At 59.3% G+C, this 18,734-nt stretch carries 17 protein-coding genes; 5 read left to right on the top strand and 12 right to left on the bottom strand.

All coding sequences use genetic code 11. The features are described from left to right. Positions 1 to 127 precede the first annotated feature (127 nt). The 4 genes from mobA to PJK54_RS03685 all read right to left on the bottom strand — a co-directional run bounded on the left by mobA (position 128) and on the right by PJK54_RS03685 (position 3,484). Positions 128 to 877 carry a molybdenum cofactor guanylyltransferase MobA gene (gene mobA / locus PJK54_RS03700; protein WP_271302264.1) on the bottom strand — a complete coding sequence of 250 codons (750 nt, stop codon included), beginning with the start codon at positions 875 to 877 and terminating at the stop codon, positions 128 to 130. A 95-nt stretch (positions 878 to 972) separates the two neighbouring features. Next, a complete protein-coding gene (locus PJK54_RS03695; protein ID WP_271302263.1) occupies positions 973 to 1,665 on the bottom strand; it encodes an ABC transporter ATP-binding protein in 693 nt (230 codons plus the stop codon). Between the two features lie 188 nt (positions 1,666 to 1,853). Further along, the gene (locus PJK54_RS03690) at positions 1,854 to 2,528 is read right to left on the bottom strand and encodes an ABC transporter permease (RefSeq protein WP_205632739.1); all 675 of its coding nucleotides are present in this window, start codon (positions 2,526 to 2,528) and stop codon (positions 1,854 to 1,856) included. Positions 2,529 to 2,554: 26 nt separating this feature from the next. Beyond that, the gene (locus tag PJK54_RS03685) at positions 2,555 to 3,484 is read right to left on the bottom strand and encodes a substrate-binding domain-containing protein (protein WP_084208151.1); all 930 of its coding nucleotides are present in this window, start codon (positions 3,482 to 3,484) and stop codon (positions 2,555 to 2,557) included. 546 nt (positions 3,485 to 4,030) lie between these two features. On the opposite strand from PJK54_RS03685, the gene PJK54_RS03680 reads away from it, so the two are divergent. The 3 genes from PJK54_RS03680 to PJK54_RS03670 are packed head-to-tail and all read left to right on the top strand — an operon-like array spanning position 4,031 to position 8,548. After that, positions 4,031 to 5,563: a sigma-54-dependent transcriptional regulator gene (locus PJK54_RS03680; RefSeq protein WP_271302262.1), complete on the top strand. Its 1,533-nt coding sequence runs from the start codon at positions 4,031 to 4,033 to the stop codon at positions 5,561 to 5,563. Further along, a complete protein-coding gene (locus PJK54_RS03675; RefSeq protein WP_271302261.1) occupies positions 5,560 to 7,821 on the top strand; it encodes a cache domain-containing protein in 2,262 nt (753 codons plus the stop codon). Before PJK54_RS03680 ends, PJK54_RS03675 begins: the two co-directional genes overlap by 4 nt. A gap of 40 nt (positions 7,822 to 7,861) precedes the next feature. Beyond that, positions 7,862 to 8,548 carry a helix-turn-helix domain-containing protein gene (locus PJK54_RS03670; protein ID WP_271302260.1) on the top strand — a complete coding sequence of 229 codons (687 nt, stop codon included), beginning with the start codon at positions 7,862 to 7,864 and terminating at the stop codon, positions 8,546 to 8,548. A gap of 145 nt (positions 8,549 to 8,693) precedes the next feature. On the opposite strand, the gene PJK54_RS03665 is transcribed toward PJK54_RS03670, so the two are convergent. Continuing rightward, a complete protein-coding gene (locus tag PJK54_RS03665) occupies positions 8,694 to 9,974 on the bottom strand; it encodes a uracil-xanthine permease family protein (RefSeq protein WP_271302259.1) in 1,281 nt (426 codons plus the stop codon). Positions 9,975 to 10,096: 122 nt separating this feature from the next. Beyond that, positions 10,097 to 10,726: a uracil phosphoribosyltransferase gene (gene upp, locus PJK54_RS03660; protein WP_077374565.1), complete on the bottom strand. Its 630-nt coding sequence runs from the start codon at positions 10,724 to 10,726 to the stop codon at positions 10,097 to 10,099. A 466-nt stretch (positions 10,727 to 11,192) separates the two neighbouring features. On the opposite strand from upp, the gene PJK54_RS03655 reads away from it, so the two are divergent. Continuing rightward, positions 11,193 to 11,996 carry a sulfotransferase family protein gene (locus PJK54_RS03655; protein ID WP_271302258.1) on the top strand — a complete coding sequence of 268 codons (804 nt, stop codon included), beginning with the start codon at positions 11,193 to 11,195 and terminating at the stop codon, positions 11,994 to 11,996. A gap of 339 nt (positions 11,997 to 12,335) precedes the next feature. On the opposite strand, the gene PJK54_RS03650 is transcribed toward PJK54_RS03655, so the two are convergent. Next, a complete protein-coding gene (locus tag PJK54_RS03650; RefSeq protein ID WP_271302257.1) occupies positions 12,336 to 12,962 on the bottom strand; it encodes a sulfotransferase family 2 domain-containing protein in 627 nt (208 codons plus the stop codon). A gap of 166 nt (positions 12,963 to 13,128) precedes the next feature. On the opposite strand from PJK54_RS03650, the gene PJK54_RS03645 reads away from it, so the two are divergent. After that, positions 13,129 to 14,064, top strand: coding sequence for a glycosyltransferase family 8 protein (locus PJK54_RS03645; RefSeq protein ID WP_271302256.1), 936 nt, complete (start codon positions 13,129 to 13,131; stop codon positions 14,062 to 14,064). 63 nt (positions 14,065 to 14,127) lie between these two features. On the opposite strand, the gene PJK54_RS03640 is transcribed toward PJK54_RS03645, so the two are convergent. The 5 genes from PJK54_RS03640 to PJK54_RS03620 all read right to left on the bottom strand — a co-directional run bounded on the left by PJK54_RS03640 (position 14,128) and on the right by PJK54_RS03620 (position 18,585). Then, the gene (locus PJK54_RS03640; protein WP_271302255.1) at positions 14,128 to 15,333 is read right to left on the bottom strand and encodes a glycosyltransferase family 4 protein; all 1,206 of its coding nucleotides are present in this window, start codon (positions 15,331 to 15,333) and stop codon (positions 14,128 to 14,130) included. A 21-nt stretch (positions 15,334 to 15,354) separates the two neighbouring features. Continuing rightward, positions 15,355 to 16,068: a uracil-DNA glycosylase gene (gene ung / locus PJK54_RS03635; RefSeq protein WP_141392391.1), complete on the bottom strand. Its 714-nt coding sequence runs from the start codon at positions 16,066 to 16,068 to the stop codon at positions 15,355 to 15,357. A gap of 1 nt (position 16,069) precedes the next feature. Next, on the bottom strand, positions 16,070 to 16,567 hold the full coding sequence (gene gpt, locus PJK54_RS03630) for a xanthine phosphoribosyltransferase (RefSeq protein ID WP_077374580.1): 498 nt from the start codon (positions 16,565 to 16,567) through the stop codon (positions 16,070 to 16,072). 171 nt (positions 16,568 to 16,738) lie between these two features. Beyond that, entirely contained in the window at positions 16,739 to 17,284 is a 546-nt protein-coding gene (locus tag PJK54_RS03625; protein ID WP_077374582.1) for an adenine phosphoribosyltransferase, read from the bottom strand. Continuing rightward, positions 17,284 to 18,585, bottom strand: a complete 1,302-nt coding sequence (locus tag PJK54_RS03620; protein WP_084208142.1) for an NCS2 family permease — start codon at positions 18,583 to 18,585, stop codon at positions 17,284 to 17,286. The genes PJK54_RS03625 and PJK54_RS03620 overlap by 1 nt, the downstream gene beginning before the upstream one ends. Positions 18,586 to 18,734: the final 149 nt, after the last annotated feature.

Here is an 18,734-nt window from a genome sequence, read left to right as displayed (position 1 = left end):
GTGGATCATTATGACTCGCCTGGCCAGCGGAGTGGGGTCGGATGACACGCCTTGAATGCCCTGCGGCTCAGGCTCAGGCTCAGGCTCGGCAGCGGCCGCGCCGCAATGGCAATCGATGCGGGCAGTCTCAGCGGGGGCCGGATTCCATCGCTCTGCACTCATCCAGCGTATTGAGATTGGCGAAGTCTTCGGCCTTGCCCGCTTGCACCGTCAGCCAGACATGTTGCGCGAACCAGCGGTCGATCTTGCGCTCACCTGCCGCCAGGGCGGCTTCCAGTGATGGCAAAAGGCCACGGTGCAGGAGGCAGATGACGGGGTGATAGCGCTCGGCATCGGCGGCCACCGCCAGCAGCGCCGGCTCAGTCGAGGTGTCATCTCCCTGCACACGGTAGCCGGCCAGCCTGTCACCGTTGGCGTGATCTATCAGCGCCACGCTCAGGGTATCCACGAGGTCATTGGGCAGATGCGGCACGTCGCAGGCCACCACCATCACCCACTCGGTATGCGCGGCGGCCAGCGCACTGGCCATGCCCATCAGAGGGCCGTGATAGCCCGCCTCACGGTCTTCCACCAGCGGATGACCATAGGCGGCATATTCCTGATGCGAGCGATTGGCATTGATCAGCAGCTCACCGACCTGGGGCGTGAGGCGTGCCAGCACATGCGCGATCAAGGGCACCTCATTGAGCATGACCAGCCCCTTGTCGACACCGCCCATGCGCCGGGCCTGGCCGCCGGCCAGGATCACACCGGTGATGTTGGCCGGCGTCAGCGAGGCCGCCAGCTGTTCACCACTGGCCGGCAGAGGTGTCACGCCGGGATTGGTTTGGCCATCACGAGAGGGGCCGGAGTTGGCATCAGAGTGGGGTCTGGACATGCGAGAGGGTCTCGATGCAGGCGCGGCGGACGCGCGAGAAAATTCCTCTGATCACGCAAGACACGGGAACCGACGATACCTTCTCCGTGTCGGGCTCAACCAGGCATGCGCTCAGTGTGCAGGCTAGCTTCCGCCAACGTCCAGCGTGCCGTACAGCCATGACTCAGCGCGTTGTCCTGATGCGAGGACAGAATCACCGCGCAACCCGCCTGGGACATCTGCTCGAGACGGATGGCCAGCTGCTCCACGGCGGCCTGGTCGAGATTGGCCGCTGGCTCATCCAGCAGCAGGACGGGAGGACGCGACAGCCAAGCGCGCGCCAGTGCCAGACGTGCACGCTCGCCACCGGACAGCGAGCGTGCCGGCTGACGGGCATGCTCGCTCAGACCGCTCCACTCCAGCATGGCCTCGACCTGATCGCGCTGCTCGCCGGCAGAGCGCCGTTGCGGCTGCCAGCGCGCCGCCAGCACCAGGTTGCCGGCCACGCTGGTATCAAAGAGATAGGGTTGCTGGTGCAGATAGCGTATCTGGCCGGCGGCCCCCTTCTGCCAGCGAAGCTCTCCACCACTGGCAGGCTGCATGCCGGCCAGCACCCTGAGCAAGGTGGTCTTGCCACTGCCATTGTCTCCGCTCAGATGCACCCAGCCGCGCCCCTGGTCTGGCGTCCACTCCAGAGAGGGTACCTGCCACAGCAAGCGGCCAGGGCTCGTGGGAGCGTCAGGCAGACGATACTGCAGGTCACGCACCCACAGCAGGCTTTCCTCGGCGACAGCTCGGGGCTCTGGCACAGGCTCTGGCACAGACTCTGCCACGGGTGCTGGCATAGCGTCTGGCACAGCGTCTGACGACGAGGTCAGCACGGCCTCATGGGAAGATTCGCCCGGCGAGGAGGATGAGGGCGAAGAGTTGAGGGGGGACATCGAAACTCCAGACGACAATTCAGACTTGCGCGATGCGGTGATCCACGGCACGCCACTCAGACCTGTACGGCCAGCTGACCACGGCCACGCAGCAGCCCCAGCAGCAGATTGAGCACCAGGGCCAATACCAGCAGCACCATGCCCAGGGCGACCCCCTGAGCGTATTCTCCCTTGAGGGTCTCCAGGGCGATCGCGGTCGTGATGTTGCGGGTAAAGCCGGCAATGTTACCACCCACCATCATGGCGCAACCCACTTCCGCGATGATTCTACCAAACGCCGCCACCAACGCGGCCATCACCCCGAAGCGCGCCTCCATCACCAACCGCCACAACGCCGCAGGCCGGGATGCCCCCAATTGCAATGCGGTTTCCCAGGCACGCCTGTCCACGCCAGCCAGTGCTGCATGCAGCATCACCACCAATATCGGCAGCGCCAGCAGAATCTGGCCCAGAATCATCGCTGGCTGGGTGAACAGCAGATGCCAATCCCCCAGAGGGCCTGCCCGTGACAGCAGAATGAACAGCAGCAGCCCCACCACCACGGTGGGCACGGCCATCAGGGTATTCACCAGCGAGATCAACAGCCAGCGCCCCGGGAAGGCGCAACGCACCAGCACGAAGGCGATCAGCAGAGCCGGCGGTACAGCCACCAGCATGGCCATCAGCGAGACCCGGAAAGAGACGCCGATGATTTCCCAGAGTGCGGCGTCCATGCTCAGCAGGAGGCCCATGGCCTCCTGCGTGGTATGCCAGAGCGTCACGAACGCGGCGCCGCCTGCTGGGTGGCAGTCTCACCGCCGGCTGCCTGACCTGCACCACTGCCATCCGCTGTCTTCTGGGCATCGAAACCGGTTTCACCGTGGCTGGCATGGAACAGCGCCTGCCCCTTGAGACGGAAGTCATCGATCGCCTGCTGACCCTCACGGGAAATCAGCCACTGAGCCAGCGCACGGGCGCCTTCGGTGTTCAGACCTTCATGATTGGCCGGGTTGACCAGAATCACCTGGTAGGGATTGAACAGGCGCGCATCTCCCTCCACCAGCACGGAAAGGTCGAGCTTGTCCTGCATGGCAAGCCAGGTGCCGCGGTCACTCAGGGTGTAATCCTGCAGCTCGCTGGCCATGCTCAGCACCTTGCCCATCCCCTGCCCCACGGCCTTGTATGCCGAGAAATCGGGGACGACATCGGCGCTCGCCCACAGCGACAGCTCCTTCTTGTGAGTCCCGGAGTCATCACCGCGTGACACGAAGCCGGCATTGCTCTCGGCAATTCTGGCCAGGGCCGCGTCCACGTCGGACATGCCCTCGACATTCGCCGGATCCGCCTTGGGCCCCAGCAGCACGAAGTCGTTGTACATCACGCCATGTGGCTCGATGCCATACCCGGCATCGACGAACTTGCGCTCCGCGCCCGGCGCATGCGTCATCACCAGATCCACATCGCCATCCTGCCCCATGCGCAATGCCTTGCCGGTCCCTACGGCGATCACCTGGATAGTGACATCGTTGGCCTGTTCGTATGCCGGCAACAGATTGTCCAGCAGGCCGGAATTGTAGGTACTGGTGGTGGTCGCGAGGCGGATGATGTCATCCGCGGCCTGAGCGGGCTGCAGGCTCAGCGCACCGAGAGACAGACCGGCGATGGCACCCAGCAGATGGCGGGCGGAGAGGATGTGGCGATGCGGCATGAGGTAGCTCCCTGGCGTGTCATTATCGGGGTGATTCACGAGGGAGATGATCCTCCAGCGATGGCTGGCCATCTCCCCGCGGCAAGACATTGCAAGCAGCGTGCCCGCAAGGCCACGCTCTCGCCATTCATCTGCAGGCTTGTCCTGCACATGGCCCGCTGGCAATGCCTGGATGCCCGGGTGAGCGCCGGCGAGAATACTGACAGGATATCGCCGCCCTGCCACAGGCGGGTCATCTTGACCCACCCGTGAGCCTGCGCGGGACGACACGATACACTGTTCCTTCGCGCTGGCCACCCGCTCGCGGCCCTGACTCTCGCTGCTGCGATGGCCTCATGCGCGGGCCTCTGGACCTCGCTTCACCCGACACCGTGGTGACTGTGGCCGCGCCGGGCGAAAGCGAATGCCGAGAGAATCGCAAGATCGAGAGAATGGCTAGATAAAGTACCGTGCGCCGCGCGACAATGAGCGAACGAACGCCACCCTGACACGCCATACCCGTATGACCATCGCCCCGATGCACGCCACGCATGATAGAGGAACGCCATGACCGTCCACGCCACCTCTCCCGCACGGGAGGCGCGTCGCGCCACGCACGACCAGGCTTTGCCGACCGCATCGGTCCTGATCGTCGATGACGAGCCGGGCATGCGGCGTTACCTGGAAAAGGCGCTGGCATCCCGCTTCGCGATGATCGAAGCCGTCGAAAGCGTCGAGCAGGCCGAATCGCTGCGCTCGCGCCTGCATTTTGACCTCATCCTGCTCGACATCCGCCTGCCGGGACGTGATGGCCTTGAGTGGGAAGAAGCCCTGTCACCGTCATCGGTCAGCGACGTCATCTTCATGACGGCCTATGCCGATCTCGATACCGCCGTACGTGCCCTGCGCGCAGGTGCCAGTGATTTCATCATCAAGCCGTTCCGCCTCGAACAGCTGCACGCCGCGATAGACCGCTGCCTCGAACGCCGCCAGCTGGCACGCGAGAACTTCCTGCTGCGTCGCGACAATGCACGCCACCAGGGTGAGGAGGCCAGCCTGCAGGGCGAGACCCCCGGCATGCAGGAACTCGCGCAGATCATCGCGCGCGTCGCGCCGGCCCCCTCTCCCGTGCTGATACTCGGGGAATCCGGCACCGGCAAGGAGCTGGCGGCACGCGACCTGCACCGCCTCTCCGGACGGCGCGGTGCCTTCGTACCGGTCAACTGTGGCGCCATCAGTCCGGAACTTCTGGAGAGCGAGCTTTTCGGTCACCTCAAGGGGGCCTTCACCGGCGCCCACCGCGGACGTGATGGGCTGTTCAGCTTCGCCGATGGCGGCACCCTGTTCCTGGATGAAATCGGCGAGATGCCACTGACCATGCAGTCCAGGCTGTTGCGGGTACTGGAAACCCGACGCGTGCGCCCAGTGGGCGGTGAGCAGGAGCAGGCCGTCGATGTGCGCATCGTGGCCGCCACCCATCGCACGCTCGAGACGGAGGTCGCGGCGGGTCGCTTCCGGGAAGACCTCTACTACCGCTTGAACGTGCTCAGCTTGCGGCTGCCGGCACTGCGGGATCGCCCCGCGGACATTCCTGCCCTGGCCCTGCATTTCTCTCGACAGCTGTCGCGCGAACTGGGACTGCCCGAGGTCCCCTGGGATCACACCGACCTTGCACGCCTGTGTCGCTATGCCTGGCCCGGCAACGTGCGTGAATTGAAGAATGTCATCGAGCGCGCGCTGCTGCTGGGACGCCTGCCCGGCGATGCCCTCCCGGCCTCCGGCACCTCTCTCACGTCTGGCCATGCCGCGATGCCCGGCGCCTCGGATGCACCAGGCGACGCTGCCGCCCCCCATGCGGGGGGGGAGGCCGACAGCGAGGCTTCACACGGCTATCCGCTGGAGTGGTCGCTGGATCGTGTGGAACAAGCGCATCTGCGTGCAGTACTGGAGCATCACGCCAACAACAAGTCCGCTGCCGCACGTCAGCTGGGCATCTCGCGCAAGACGCTGGATCGCAAGCTGACCCACTGGCGCGCCGAGGCCGAGAGCGCCATGCCTGACCGCGACTCGTCTCACCGCTCGGCTGATGACCCTGCATGATCCAGCGCCTGCGCCATTACCTTGCCGGCTCGCTGCGCCGCCGCTTGCTGGTGCTGACGCTGGCCCCGCTGCTGCTGTTGCTGCTGGCGCTGGTCGGCCTGACCGCCTATTGGACCACCGCCTACACCGACCGCCAGCTGTACATGAACGTGCGCAGCGATCTCGATGTGGCAAGCCGCACGCTGCAACGTCAGCACCAGCGACTTCGTGACGGCCTGGAAACCCTGCGCCGCAACCTGCGCCAGTCCACCACGCTGCCAGGCCCGTCCTCACCATCGACCGAGACACTGGCGCCTCGTCTGAAGGCGTTGCGTGAGACCCTCAACGCCGATTGGCTCCGCTGGCTGCCAGCGGAGCAGCTCGGACAGACGCCCGGTGTCGCCGCCCTGGTTCCGCGCCTTCGCCAGGGCGAGAGTCTGGATGGCCTCGACATGCTCAGCGCCGATTCACTGGCATCTCTCGACCCCTTGCTGGCAGAGCGGGCCCGCCTGGCCCTGCGCCGGACACCTCATGCACAACCCAGCGCACGGCGTGAGGAAACGCGCGGCATGCTGTTGCGTGCGCTGGTGCCGATCATGGATTCACGCGGGACGCTCGTGGGCGTGCTTGATGCCGGGCGGCTGCTCAATCGTGACCCGAACCTGGTGGATGAGATCCGCGATCTCCTCTACGGCCCGGGGACGCTGCCGCTGGATGGCACAGGCACCATCACCCTGTTTCTGGACGATGTCCGAATTGCCACCAACGTGACTGACAGCACCGGTGAACGCGCACTCGGCACGCAGGCCTCGCTCGAAGTGACCCGTCAGGTCATCGGTGAGGGGCAGCGCTACGTCAATCGCGCCTTCGTGGTACGCGACTGGTTCGTTGCCGCCTATGCGCCTCTGGATTCTCTGGACGGCCAGCGGATCGGCATGATCTACGCGGGCTACCCCCAGGCACCCTATGTGCGACTCTACCGGGAGACATTGGTCCACATCAGCCTGGTACTGCTGGCGGTCAGCCTGTTGGGAGTTCTGCTGGTCTGGGGCGGGGTCGAGCGCCTGATGCGCCCCATTCGCCAGATACGCCATGTGGTGCATGCCGTTCGCGATGCGCCCTCCAGTGATGGATTGCGCATCGGGCCGCTTGCCTCGCTTGGGCCAGAACAGCGTCGTGGTGATGAGCTGGATGAGCTGGCGCAGGAATTCGATACCATGCTGGCGCGGCTGGAGGCGCACCGCAGCGAGATTCAGGCGGCCGCCAATACCCTGGAAGCCCAGGTCGAGGACCGCACGCGTGACTTGAGCGCACAGACGAACACGCTGCGCGAGCGCAGCCAGGCACTGGAGGAGCATGTCCGCCTGTTGCGCGAAGCACGCGCGAAGCTGTTGACCCGCGAGAAGCTGGCAGCACTCGGGGAACTCACGGCAGGCATCGGGCATGAGATCAACAATCCCGCCGCCGTCATCCTCGGGCATGTCGAGTTGATCGAAGTCATTCTCGGCGACCAGGCAGACCCCGTACGCGAGGAAATCGCGACCATCATCCATCAGGTGGAACGGATTCGCGCGCTGGTCGACAACCTGCGCCAATATGCACGTGACCCACATCAGGCGAGCCACGACGGCGCACAGGCAGAGCTGCCTGACCTGCCGGGCGAGACGCTCCCCACCACGCTGAGCCCCCCGAACCTCAGCCAGATTCATCCAGATGAGGCCATCCATAGCGTCGAAGTACTGGTACGCCATGCGCTGGATCATCACGGGCACAGATTGACGCATGAGCTCTCGGCGACACGTCAGATCGAGGCCGACCGCGCCCAGCTGACACAGGTGCTGGTCAACCTGCTCATCAATGCCATCGAGATGGCACCCGGACCGGACACGCTATGCATCACCAGCGCTGATCGCGACGCGACGCTCGCCGGTGTGGAGGAGGATCATTCGCCGGTGATGACAGGAGTCCCCGGCGGTGAGGTCGTGGCCGGCATCGAGATCCGGATCATCGATCACGGCAATGGCGTCCCGGAACACCTCAGGGAGCGCATCTTCATCCCTTTCTTCACCACGCGCGCCAACGGCTCCGGCATCGGTCTGTCGGTCTCGTCCGGGTTGATCACGCAACTGGGCGGACGACTGTGGCTGGAAGAGACGCCCGGGGGCGGCGCGACCTTCTGCCTGTGGCTGCCTTGTATCGCGCGGCGTCACCACGAAGACAACCAGGGCCGACACCTGCTCGAGACCCTGAGCGCCGGTGGCAGCAGCCGTGCCAGTTGATCCCCCTGCCCTGCCATCCACCGACCGGAGCCTTTGCCATATGCCATCGGCCAATTCGACTCCCTCTCCAGCCCGCCAGACCTCGACGGCATCCACCGATGAGCTACAAGCCCGTCACGCGAACACGTCGCCGACGCTTGGCCAGCGCCTGCGCATTCTGCGCACCCGCCACGGCCTGTCTCAACGCGAACTCGCCAAGCGCGCCAACGTGACCAACTCGACCATTTCCCAGGTCGAACAGGATGCCGTCAGCCCCTCTGTCAGCTCGCTCAACAAGATACTCGATGTCTTCCCCGTCTCGCTCAGTCACTTCTTCAGCGACGAGATCCCCGAGGCGCCTGCGCGAGTGCTGCGCCGTGAGGAGCATACACCATGCGAGGAAAGCCCCGCTGACACGCGACTGCGCAAGATTCCCGACTGGCCTGATGCCTCAGGGCAGCGTCGTCAGAAACCGCAGGTCACGCTGGGGAGGCTTGAAGACCATGACAGCGTCAGCCTGCAGGCAAGCCATGACAGCCTCTTGCTCGTCACCCGCGGGCGACTGCGCATCGAGCTGCCGGCAGAAGCACTCGATATCCACCTCAGATCCGGAGATGCCGTGCGGCTGCAGGCCGGAGAGCGCTACCGACTCCACCATGCCCAGGCGCAAGATGCTGATGGGTCTGAATCACTGGACGAGGAAAGCCTGACAGCCTGTCACTGGTCATGTATCGCCAGCGCGGGATAAACCGAAGGAGCCCCCTTTCTTCCCAGCGAGCCACGCATCAATCAAGAATGCCCCTCTTTCCTGTCAGTACCGCGACACGAAAGAGGGGCATTCATCAGAACCGCGATTCACCTGGGCATCCGCTCACTCGACAGGCCGTGAGGGTTCACTCCCCCTCTTTCGCCGGGGGCAGCACCAGATTGAGCACGATCCCCAGAATGGCCGCCAGGCTGACGCCCTGCAGCGTGAACTGGCCACCACCGACCTGCATGCCGCCAATCCCGAAGACCAGAATCAAGGACGCGATCACCAGATTGCGCGGCGCGGTAAGCGAGTCACCGGCACGCACCAGGGTGTTCATCCCCACCACGGCGATCGACCCGAACAGCAGGCACATGATGCCACCCATGACAGGGGTGGGAATCGTCTGCAGTACCGCCCCCACCTTGCCGATGAAGGCAAGCGAGATGGCCACGCAGGCCGCGACGGTCATGACACGCGGATTGAAATTGCGCGTCAGCATGACGGCGCCCGTCACTTCCGAGTATGTCGTGTTGGGCGGTCCACCGAACAATGAGGCCGCGCTGGTGGCCAGGCCATCTCCCAGCAGTGTCCGATGCAGTCCCGGCTTCTTCAGATAGTTCTGACGCGTCACGGAGCCGATGGCCACCATGTCACCGATATGCTCCACGGCCGGCGCGATGGCGACCGGAATCATGAACAGGATGGCGGAGAACTCGAAGGTAGGAGCGGTGAAGCTTGGCAAGGCCAGCCACGCCGCCTCCGCCACAGGCGACAGGTCGATCACCCCCATGGCCAGTCCCAGCAGATAGCCGGTGATGATCCCGCCGAGAATCGGGATGAGGCGCCACAGTCCGCGACCGAAGATCGACAGTATCAGGGTGACGGCAAGACTCACCAGCGAGAGGGTCAGTGCTTGTCCATGAGAAATGGTGTCACTGAATTCCCCCGTGGCCATCTGGACGGCGGTCGGTGCCAGCGCCAGTCCGATCACCATGATGACAGGCCCCACCACCACGGCAGGCAACAGGCGATGCACGATGCCGACGCCCTTGAGACGAATGCACTGCGCCAGCAGCACATAGACCAGTCCGGCAATGAACAATCCCCCCATGGTGGCGGGAATGCCGAAGTTGGCGACCGAACTCTGGATGGGAGCGATGAAGGCGAATGACGAGGCGAGAAAGACCGGCACGCTCGCCTTGGTGACGCTCTGGAAGACCAACGTCCCGACCCCTGCCGTGAACAGCGCGACGTTGGGATCAAGGCCAGTCAGCAACGGCACCAGCACCAGCGCACCGAAGGCCACGAAGAGCATCTGTGCTCCCGTGATCAGCGTCGCCAGCGTGAAAGGCTCCTTCTCAGGAATCTGGTGAGCATCGTGAGAGGCAGAGGAAGCGGAGTCCGGGGCTTGAGAAGACGACATGGCGGAAGATTCTATTCAATGAACTGACGAAGGAAGGCCTCAACCTGACTGCTCAGACAGGTAAGGCAGATACAAAAACGCCCCACGCAAGGCGTAGGGCGTCGAGAGCTCAGGCGAGGCGCTTAGCGCGTGCCGAAGATCTTGTCACCGGCGTCACCAAGACCCGGGACGATGTAGCCATTCTCATCAAGACGATCATCGACGGAAGCCGTGAAGATCTCGATGTCAGGATAGGACTCCTGCACCTTGGCGATGCCTTCCGGTGCCGCGACCAGCACGATCACCTTGATCTGCTGGCAGCCCTTGGCCTTCAGCATGTCCAGCGTGGCGATCATGGAACCGCCTGTCGCCAGCATCGGGTCGATGACGATCGCCAGACGCTCATCGAGATCTGAGACGAACTTCTCGAAGTACGGTACCGGCTCGAGGGTTTCCTCATCACGGTACAGTCCCACCACGCTGATGCGCGCGCTGGGAATCAGGTCCGTCACCCCTTCCAGCATGCCGAGACCGGCACGCAGGATCGGCACGATGGTCACTTTCTTGCCCTTGATGCTCTGGACGTCCAGCTCGTTGCCGCTCCAGGCGTCAATGGTGGTAGTTTCCAGCTCAAGGTCCTGGGTTGCCTCATAGGTCAACAGCTTGGCGACCTCACTGGCCAGCTCACGGAAGCTCTTGGTGCTGATGCCTGCTGCACGCATCAGGCCGAGCTTGTGCTGGACCAGTGGATGATTGATGGCATGGACGCTCATGGAAATACCTCTTGGGACAGAAGATGGTGCTCATGATTGCGCAGCACTACCCCGCCAGCGAGGGACGATGGCAGGCAGAGAGGCTGGCAAATTGGGCGTATTCTAGCGGATGCAGACCGACAAGTTAAGAGCCCTCCTTCCCCACCTTCGGTCACTGGAGCAGGATCTTGAATCAAGGGCAACATCATGCCGCAATAAAGCTTGATGTAGCTACCTGCTCATCCTTCACTGATTTACCTCTAATCAAGCATGTATTAAAACATATTCATGAGCGCACAGTATTCTATTCCAAGAATTGTCTCCTAAAGGAACAACGACCCCCTACAAAAATACGTATATCAATTACATTACATTTTGATCCTTGCATATCCACTTCAAGAGTAACGAATAGAGAGAAATATATTTGCATAACGCTTACCACATCAATATAATACAAGCCATAGAAATTAAACATGCGAACTAAAAAATGATCATAAAAAGTCTAGTAAAACACAATGTCAAAAAAAGCAAATATATAGAGCACTATATAAAAAGAGGTTATAACACACTACCTTCTTATTTCTCCAAACCCTTGAAGACAGATACATCTTTCATCTTCATAGCTGGCTGTGGACACAGCGGTACCACACTGCTGGCAGCAAAACTTAGCAATCATTCTGCTATACTGGGAATTGGCAGGGAAACTGGCATTCTCTCGCCAGGGCGTAACTCGATCACCTCTATCAAAGCAGTCCTACGTGAATGGAGCTATTTTGCGCAGGTAAATGGAAAGAGTCATGTTCTAGAAAAAACCCCAAAACACGTATATGCTTACAACCAAGTACAGGATATATTGCCAAACAATAAATTTATCATCATGATAAGAAACCCGCTGGATGCAATATCATCACTTTACAAGAGATTTAAAGATATCGAGTTCTGTATCGAAAGATGGATTTTTGATAACAACGAAGCACTAAAGCTACAAAATCATGATAATGTCTTATGTATTAAATATGAGGACTTGACCGACAGCCCGGAAAATACTTTAAGAAGAGCTACGACTTTCTTGGGACTTATCTATGAAGATAGAATTCTAGCGTCAGCAGAAAGCATCTATAATAAGAGCCCACAAAAAAGAAACATGAAAATAAGAGAAGAACAAGTCAGCCGTCCTATAAGACCGAACACAGGAGGATGGAAAAAGGTGTTTGACAAAGAGCAGGCCAACTACATCCTCTCAAAAGTAGAGCCTATTGCCTCCAAATTAGGTTACAACTCTAACGTATAGAGAATTCGGTAATGCGACATCCCAATACCTTAAACTTACGGCTATTAGGATGTCGCACTACCCACCCCTCTCTACCACCATCCTTCTAATCTTTTAGGCAATATTTTTAAAAGTTTTAAAACTCCTGAGACTTGCCTACAAATAATCAATAGAATACTCAATGCCAATCAACGGAAATATAGCACAATCCCAATACATTACCAACAGGCATACACAAAAATAAACCCATATTCAAAGAGCTATAAATATCACCTAGATATTGATATTACCAGAACAACTCACCAATTAATTAATTTGCTGTAAACACAATATTTAAACTTTAGAGCTAAATCTAAAAAATTAAAAATCGTAACCAAAATTCATGAAATCTTGTGCATAAAGAACCGACAATTTCTCGCGAGTCTCCTGCGACATCTCAGCCATATCCTCTGATTCCGAAGAAGTTAGCCTTCCCCTATTATGATGGGTGATACCGCAATTGAGTCCTAACTGGTCAGCAACGTATTTAAAATCTTTTTCTAGAGTTTCAAAATGCCCAAGAAAATCTACCATCAAGATATCATTGGCATCCATAACAAATGAGGACTGAGGCAAGAATAGTAAATGACTGCGAAATACCCCTTTCCAGAGCCCACGCTCTACAAAATCGTTGAAGTCAGCATACTCATTAATCACTTTGGCCACGATGCGATCTCTTTCTCCTTGATTACCACCAAATAGAATATAATTATAGGCAGAAAGTGCACGATCATAGGGATTTCGCACAAAGGAAAACTTGAAGTAATTATTGAATTTCTTGCTATCGGCTTTTTTATAAGTTTGCCAGGAAACGTGGTCTCGGCCTTTTTCACCCTTCTTCCCCAATGCGGCTAGAACCGAGGTCCCGGCGGCCTTGGGAATATGTATAAAGATGCATTTGTTGCGATCAAAGTGCTTACGATATGGAAACTCATGCTGTAACCACATAAATACCCTCTCCAAGGTGAGTTGCTAAGACCCTGATATCTTGTGGCATGAGTAAGCAAACAATGCGCAGCCTTTGTGTACCTGCTGGTGAAAGAGGAAGTTGTAGATAATGCGCCAGCGCAATGTTACAGTACAGAAAAATAGACTTACGGTGTGACCATCAGCCATGCTCCATATCTTTATATCGTGCGATGAAAACTATGCGCCTCATCTAGCCACGACCATCATGTCCATACTTGATAACTGTCAAAGGCCGGAAGAGCTAAGCTTCATCATTGGAGATGGAGGACTGTCGTCCGACACCATTTCCAGATTGCAAGAGATGATCGCGCCTTTCCAGTCAGAGCTCGTGCTCACCTATCTAGATGAGAGCAAGTTTGAAGGACTGGAGGTCAAACGTTACGGGCTTTCCATCTATTTCAGATTATATCTGAGTGAGGTCATCGACCCTTCCATTCAACATATCGTATGCATTGATTGCGATACTATCGTCGTGGACGATATCACGACGATCATGGATGACCTGCCGACTCAGGACTTCACGCTGGCCGCTGTGGAGAATATTGGCCGATCTCCTTATAAATCATTAGGCCTGGAGAAAGGCAAATACTTCAACTGCGGCTTGATGTTGATCAACATGCCTCGCTGGAAGGAATATAATATTGGCGAGAGGGCATTATATTTCTTGAGAAAACACCCCGAACTCTGTCTATACCCTGAACAATCCGCACTGAATAAAATTCTCGACGGCCAATGGACACAATTACCGTTGGTCTGGAATGCTCAACGTCCTGCTTACAAGATTCTTGAGAAAAGAATGGATGAACAGCATAGAGCAGAACATGAGTTCCTGGAGTCCATCAAGAAACCCAAGATGATTCACTACATGGGAAAAGGCAGCAAGCCTTGGGAGTATGGCTCACTGCATCCATTGAAGGATGTTTACTTTTATTATAGAGCCAAGACGCCATGGGCCTCTGGCAATATCGTCAACAACAAGACACTCAAGAAATCCATTCTGTCTTATATTGAATTGCAGAAGTTATACAAGTACCACAAGAGAAGATCCATGAGCCAGGAGTTGCTTGACGCTCATCGATAACGATTTCCTTGAATGGCATCTCTCGGAGATGCCATTCAATTCATCATCATGGCCGCCTCTTGATTACCGCTTGTCCACTACCTCGGCAATGAAGTCACCAATCCCCTGGCAGTACCGTTGCTGACAGAAATCTCGTGCGATGATATCGCGGGCGACCGTCCCCATCTCTCTCCGCTGCTCCGGGCTTTCCGCCCAACGCTGCAGGACATCGGCAATGGCGGCCGAGTCCAGGACATGCGCCTGCACGATGGCATCGCGCTCGGGTGAATAGACTCTGTCCGGCCCCTGGACGAAGTCTTCTCCATAACGGGCGAGCTCATCCTTCGGGCGTCCGGGTGTCAGCACCTCACCATTGAGGCCGGAGGTGATCTGCTCCGGCAATCCATCGACATTGCCGACGATCGCAGGCACTCCATGCGCCAGGGCTTCCTGCACCACATTGCCGAACGGCTCGCGCCAGGAAGGACAGATGAAGGCATCGAGGGAAGAATAGAATTCACTCATGTCACTGAGCAGGCCACAGAAGCGGACACTGTCTTCAAGCCCCCACTCGATGACCAATGACTTGAGAGCCGCCTCCAGCGTCCCCGTACCAGCGATCCAAAGCTCAGCATGGGGCACACTGACCTTGAGATCTCGCAGCGCCTCGATGGCAATCACTGGCGCCTTGAGGCCGGTCAGGCGTCCTGCAAAACCGATTCTGAATCGCGAAGCCGGATGCGTGGAGGCCTTCTCGGGCAGCACGATGGAATTGCGCACCACTTTGCAGGGCAAGGTGTCACGGATGCCGAGCGACAATTGCAACATGCGACTGGCGGCATGGGAGTTGCAGATGATGCCATCGAGCCTCGAGAGGTAATCCTCGACCTCGGGGGTAGGCTCCACGAACCAGGCAGCGCCATGCTCGTAATGGATGAGGCTGATGTGCTCAGGAAAATGCAGAGGATGGTGACGCAGCTTGTTCCACACCACGATTGCCTGCATCTCTTCATCATCGAGCAATCGCGCCTGGCAGTTATCCCGCAGCCAGGGGAGCTGACGCGGGATCTTGATACCGAGATAGCGCTTTATATCGTGCACGCGACCTGGAAAGTCCGCATAGACGGACTGCAGCATCGGATGAATCTCGGGGGTCTGCAACAGCACATGATGATCACGCTCATTGGCGGCCATGCGATAGAAATTGGTGAAGGTGCGCTCGGCCCCTCCCAGGTTCTTGAGACTGATCAGATGACCCGCGCGAGGTCCTTGCAATGTCGGATGCGTCAATGTGGTTTCTCGTCTTCACTCTCAGGTATCAAGCAGTGGCAGCTGCCAATCTATCGGCACATCGCCACGTGCCTCCAGCCAGGCATTGGCCTGTGAGAAGTGACGAGAACCGAAGAATCCGCGGTGCGCTGCGAGAGGCGACGGATGCGGAGCGTGGAGTACCAGATGCTTCTGGCGATCCACGGCCCCCGCCTTCTTCTGGGCATGACTGCCCCAGAGCAGGAAGACGACACCCTCGCAGTGCTGGTTGATCACGTCGATGGCGCGGTCGGTGAACTGCTCCCAACCTTGCTTCTGATGCGAGGCGGCCTTGCCCTGCTCGACCGTCAGCACGCTATTGAGCAGCAACACCCCTTGCTCCGCCCAGCTTTCGAGGAAGCCGTGATCCACGGGTTCGACCCCGACATCGGCAGCCAGTTCCTTGTAGATGTTCTTCAGTGAGGGCGGCGGGCGCACGCCGGGGCGTACCGAGAAGCACAGACCATGTGCCTGGTCCGGCCCGTGATAGGGGTCCTGCCCCAGGATCACGACCTTGACGTTGCTCAGCGGGGTCAGCCAGAAGGCGCGAAACCAGTCCTGCGAGTGCGGGTAGATCACCTTGCCGGCATCTTTCTCGGCGCGCAGGAAGGCCTTGAGCCGCTGCATGTACTCGGCATGGAATTCCTGCCCGAGATGCGCCTGCCAGTCGGCAGGCAGCACCTGGGAGCTACCGGAGGTGGCAGTCTCCAACGGCATGTCAGCTGTCGCTCTCTTGCTTCTTGAGCTGCTCGGAGATCGGTTCGACGTAGGCGATTCCCATGTCCCACGGGAACTGGATCCAGCAGTTCTGCGGCACTTCGGTGATGAAGTCATCGACCAGCGGACGGCCTTCCGGCTTGGCGTAGACGGTCACGAAATGAGCCTTGGGCAACATGTCGCGCACGGCACGTGCGGTGTTGCCGGTGTCGACGAGGTCATCGACCAGCAGCCAGCCGTCACCGTCATGATCGACGCCCTTGACCACTTCCAGCCCCCCCTGCTCCATGTGGTCGTGGTAGCTCTTGATGCACACGGTGTCGATATGGCGGATGCCCAGCTCACGGGCGATCAGGCCAGCCGGGATCAACCCACCACGGGTGATGGCGATGATGCCCTTGTAGTCACGACCGATCAGGTCATGACAGAGCGCGCGCACGTCGCGGTGCAGCTGGTCCCAGGAGACGATGAAATGGTCGTGATAGCGTTCGGAAGACATGTGGGTCACTCGCAATGACGGAACAGGAACAAAGCATGGTGGCTGGCGTGCCACCCTACAAGGGACAGATCGCGCCGGTGTGAAACGACACTGCCGGCGACGACGATATCGGATGTTGTCTGCAACGACGATGGCCCTGCCAGAAGACAGGGCCATCGTCGTTGCGCAGGCTTACTCGGCTTCGGTAAAGCTGCAGGCGGCGAAGACGCTGTGGCCTTCCTCGCGGATCTTGGCGGAACCTCCCAGCTCCGGCAGGTCGATGATCGCGGCGGTCTCCACCACGATACCGCCGGTGCGCTCGATCAGCTTGCAGGCCGCCAGCATGGTGCCACCGGTGGCGATCAGGTCATCCATCACCAGGATGCGATCGCCTTCACGGAAGGCATCGGAATGCAGTTCGACGGTGGACTCACCGTATTCCAGCGTGTAGGTCTCGCTGATGGTCTTGAACGGCAGCTTGCCCTTCTTGCGCACCGGCACGAAGCTGCAGCCCAGCTCATAGGCCAGCGGTGCACCGATGATGAAGCCGCGTGCATCGATGGCGGCGATGGCGTCGATCTCCATCTCCTGATAGCGGTGCACGAAGGAGTCGATCAGCTTGCGGAACGCGGCGGAATTCTGCAGTACCGGCGTGATGTCACGGAAGTTGACACCCGGCTGGGGCCAATCCGGCACGGTGCGGATGACAGACTTGATGTAGTCGCTGTAGATGCTCATTAAAGGGCTCCGTCGAGGAACAGGTATTTGCAGGCGAACAGGACGGCGAGAATCACCAGCCCCGGGCTCAGATCACGATAGCGGCCAGAGAACAGCTTGATCACGGCGTAGCTGATGAAGCCCAGTGCGATCCCGTTGGCAATCGAGTAGGTCAGTGGCATCACCAGGGTGGCGATCACCACTGGCGCGGCTTCGGTAATGTCATTCCAGTCGATGCGTGCCAGGCCACCTGTCATCAGGCAGGCGACATAGAGCAGCGCACCCGCGGTGGCAAAGGCGGGGATGGAGGTGGCCAGCGGTGACAGGAACAGGCTGACGAGAAACAGCCCCGCCACGACCACCGCGGTCAGTCCTGTGCGTCCGCCTGCCGCCACACCGGTGGCAGATTCGATATAGCTGGTGACATTCGAGGTCCCCATCACCGAACCGGCCATGGTCGCGCTGGAGTCTGCCATCAGGGCACGACCGAGACGCGGCAGGTGGCCACGCTCGTTGGTGAGTCCCGCCTGCTGGGATACGGCGATCAACGTGCCCGAGGTATCGAACAGATCGACGAACAGGAACGCGAAGATGATCGACACCATGCCCAGGTTGAAGGCACCGGCGATGTCGAGCTGTGCGAATGTCGGCAGCATGCTCGGCGGCATCGAGGCAAGGCCATGGAAGTCATTGTTGCCGGTCAGGGTCGCCAGCAGCGTCACCACCAGGATGCCGATCATCACGGCGCCGATCACCTTGCGGTAGGACAGCGCGACGATCAGGAAGAATGACAGCAGCGCATACAGGGCTGCCGGCGAGGACAGATCACCCAACGTGACCAGGGTGCCCGGTGCATCAACGACGATGCCGCTGCCCTGCAGCGCGATGATCGCCATGAAAAGGCCGATGCCCGCGGCGATGCCCGTCTTCAGTGAGGCCGGAATGGCGTTGATGATCCACTCCCGGATCTTGAAGGCGGAGAGCAGGAAGAAACTCACCCCGGACAGGAAGACCGCACCCAGCGCGATCTGCCAGGGAACGCCCATCTGCCCCGCCACCGTATAGGTGAAGAAGGCCGTCAGGCCCATGCCGGGTGCCAGCGCGATCGGGTAGTTGGCGTAGAGCCCCATGATCAGGCAGCCAAGGGCAGCTGCCAGACAGGTCGCCACGAAGACGGCGCCGTGATCCATGCCGGTGGAGGCCAGCATCGAGGGGGCAACGAAGATGATATAGGCCATCGCCAGGAAGGAAGTGAATCCGGCGATGACTTCGGTACGCACATTGGTACCGTGCTCCGAGAGCTTGAAGAGACGTTCCAGCATGAGGGAAACCCTTATCCTTGAGCAGTGCCTGTCCGGCAAGCCGCAGTGGTCGATGACGTTCGGGAACAGCGGATCAACACGAACTCACTCGGACAGGTATGCTGCACAGGGGGCAACCATGGCTTCCCCCTCGTTCAGCCTGCCTGAAC

This window comes from Cobetia sp. MMG027, from assembly GCF_027947415.1.
Taxonomy (GTDB): Bacteria; Pseudomonadota; Gammaproteobacteria; order Pseudomonadales; family Halomonadaceae; genus Cobetia; species Cobetia marina.
Note: the sequence above shows the minus strand (reverse complement) of the source record. Positions and strands in the feature narration are given on the sequence as shown.

What these genes read in the sequence shown, in the direction of transcription:
- gpt (WP_077374580.1), bottom strand. Translation starts at nt 16,567, where the DNA reads ATGTCTTCCGAACGCTATCACGACCATTTCATCGTCTCCTGGGACCAG.
- PJK54_RS03680 (WP_271302262.1), top strand. Translation starts at nt 4,031, where the DNA reads ATGACCGTCCACGCCACCTCTCCCGCACGGGAGGCGCGTCGCGCCACG.
- PJK54_RS03655 (WP_271302258.1), top strand. Translation starts at nt 11,193, where the DNA reads ATGATCATAAAAAGTCTAGTAAAACACAATGTCAAAAAAAGCAAATAT.
- PJK54_RS03620 (WP_084208142.1), bottom strand. Translation starts at nt 18,585, where the DNA reads ATGCTGGAACGTCTCTTCAAGCTCTCGGAGCACGGTACCAATGTGCGT.
- upp (WP_077374565.1), bottom strand. Translation starts at nt 10,726, where the DNA reads ATGAGCGTCCATGCCATCAATCATCCACTGGTCCAGCACAAGCTCGGC.
- PJK54_RS03625 (WP_077374582.1), bottom strand. Translation starts at nt 17,284, where the DNA reads ATGAGCATCTACAGCGACTACATCAAGTCTGTCATCCGCACCGTGCCG.
- ung (WP_141392391.1), bottom strand. Translation starts at nt 16,068, where the DNA reads ATGCCGTTGGAGACTGCCACCTCCGGTAGCTCCCAGGTGCTGCCTGCC.
- PJK54_RS03650 (WP_271302257.1), bottom strand. Translation starts at nt 12,962, where the DNA reads ATGTGGTTACAGCATGAGTTTCCATATCGTAAGCACTTTGATCGCAAC.
- mobA (WP_271302264.1), bottom strand. Translation starts at nt 877, where the DNA reads ATGTCCAGACCCCACTCTGATGCCAACTCCGGCCCCTCTCGTGATGGC.
- PJK54_RS03675 (WP_271302261.1), top strand. Translation starts at nt 5,560, where the DNA reads ATGATCCAGCGCCTGCGCCATTACCTTGCCGGCTCGCTGCGCCGCCGC.
- PJK54_RS03690 (WP_205632739.1), bottom strand. Translation starts at nt 2,528, where the DNA reads ATGGGCCTCCTGCTGAGCATGGACGCCGCACTCTGGGAAATCATCGGC.
- PJK54_RS03665 (WP_271302259.1), bottom strand. Translation starts at nt 9,974, where the DNA reads ATGTCGTCTTCTCAAGCCCCGGACTCCGCTTCCTCTGCCTCTCACGAT.
- PJK54_RS03670 (WP_271302260.1), top strand. Translation starts at nt 7,862, where the DNA reads ATGCCATCGGCCAATTCGACTCCCTCTCCAGCCCGCCAGACCTCGACG.
- PJK54_RS03685 (WP_084208151.1), bottom strand. Translation starts at nt 3,484, where the DNA reads ATGCCGCATCGCCACATCCTCTCCGCCCGCCATCTGCTGGGTGCCATC.
- PJK54_RS03645 (WP_271302256.1), top strand. Translation starts at nt 13,129, where the DNA reads ATGCTCCATATCTTTATATCGTGCGATGAAAACTATGCGCCTCATCTA.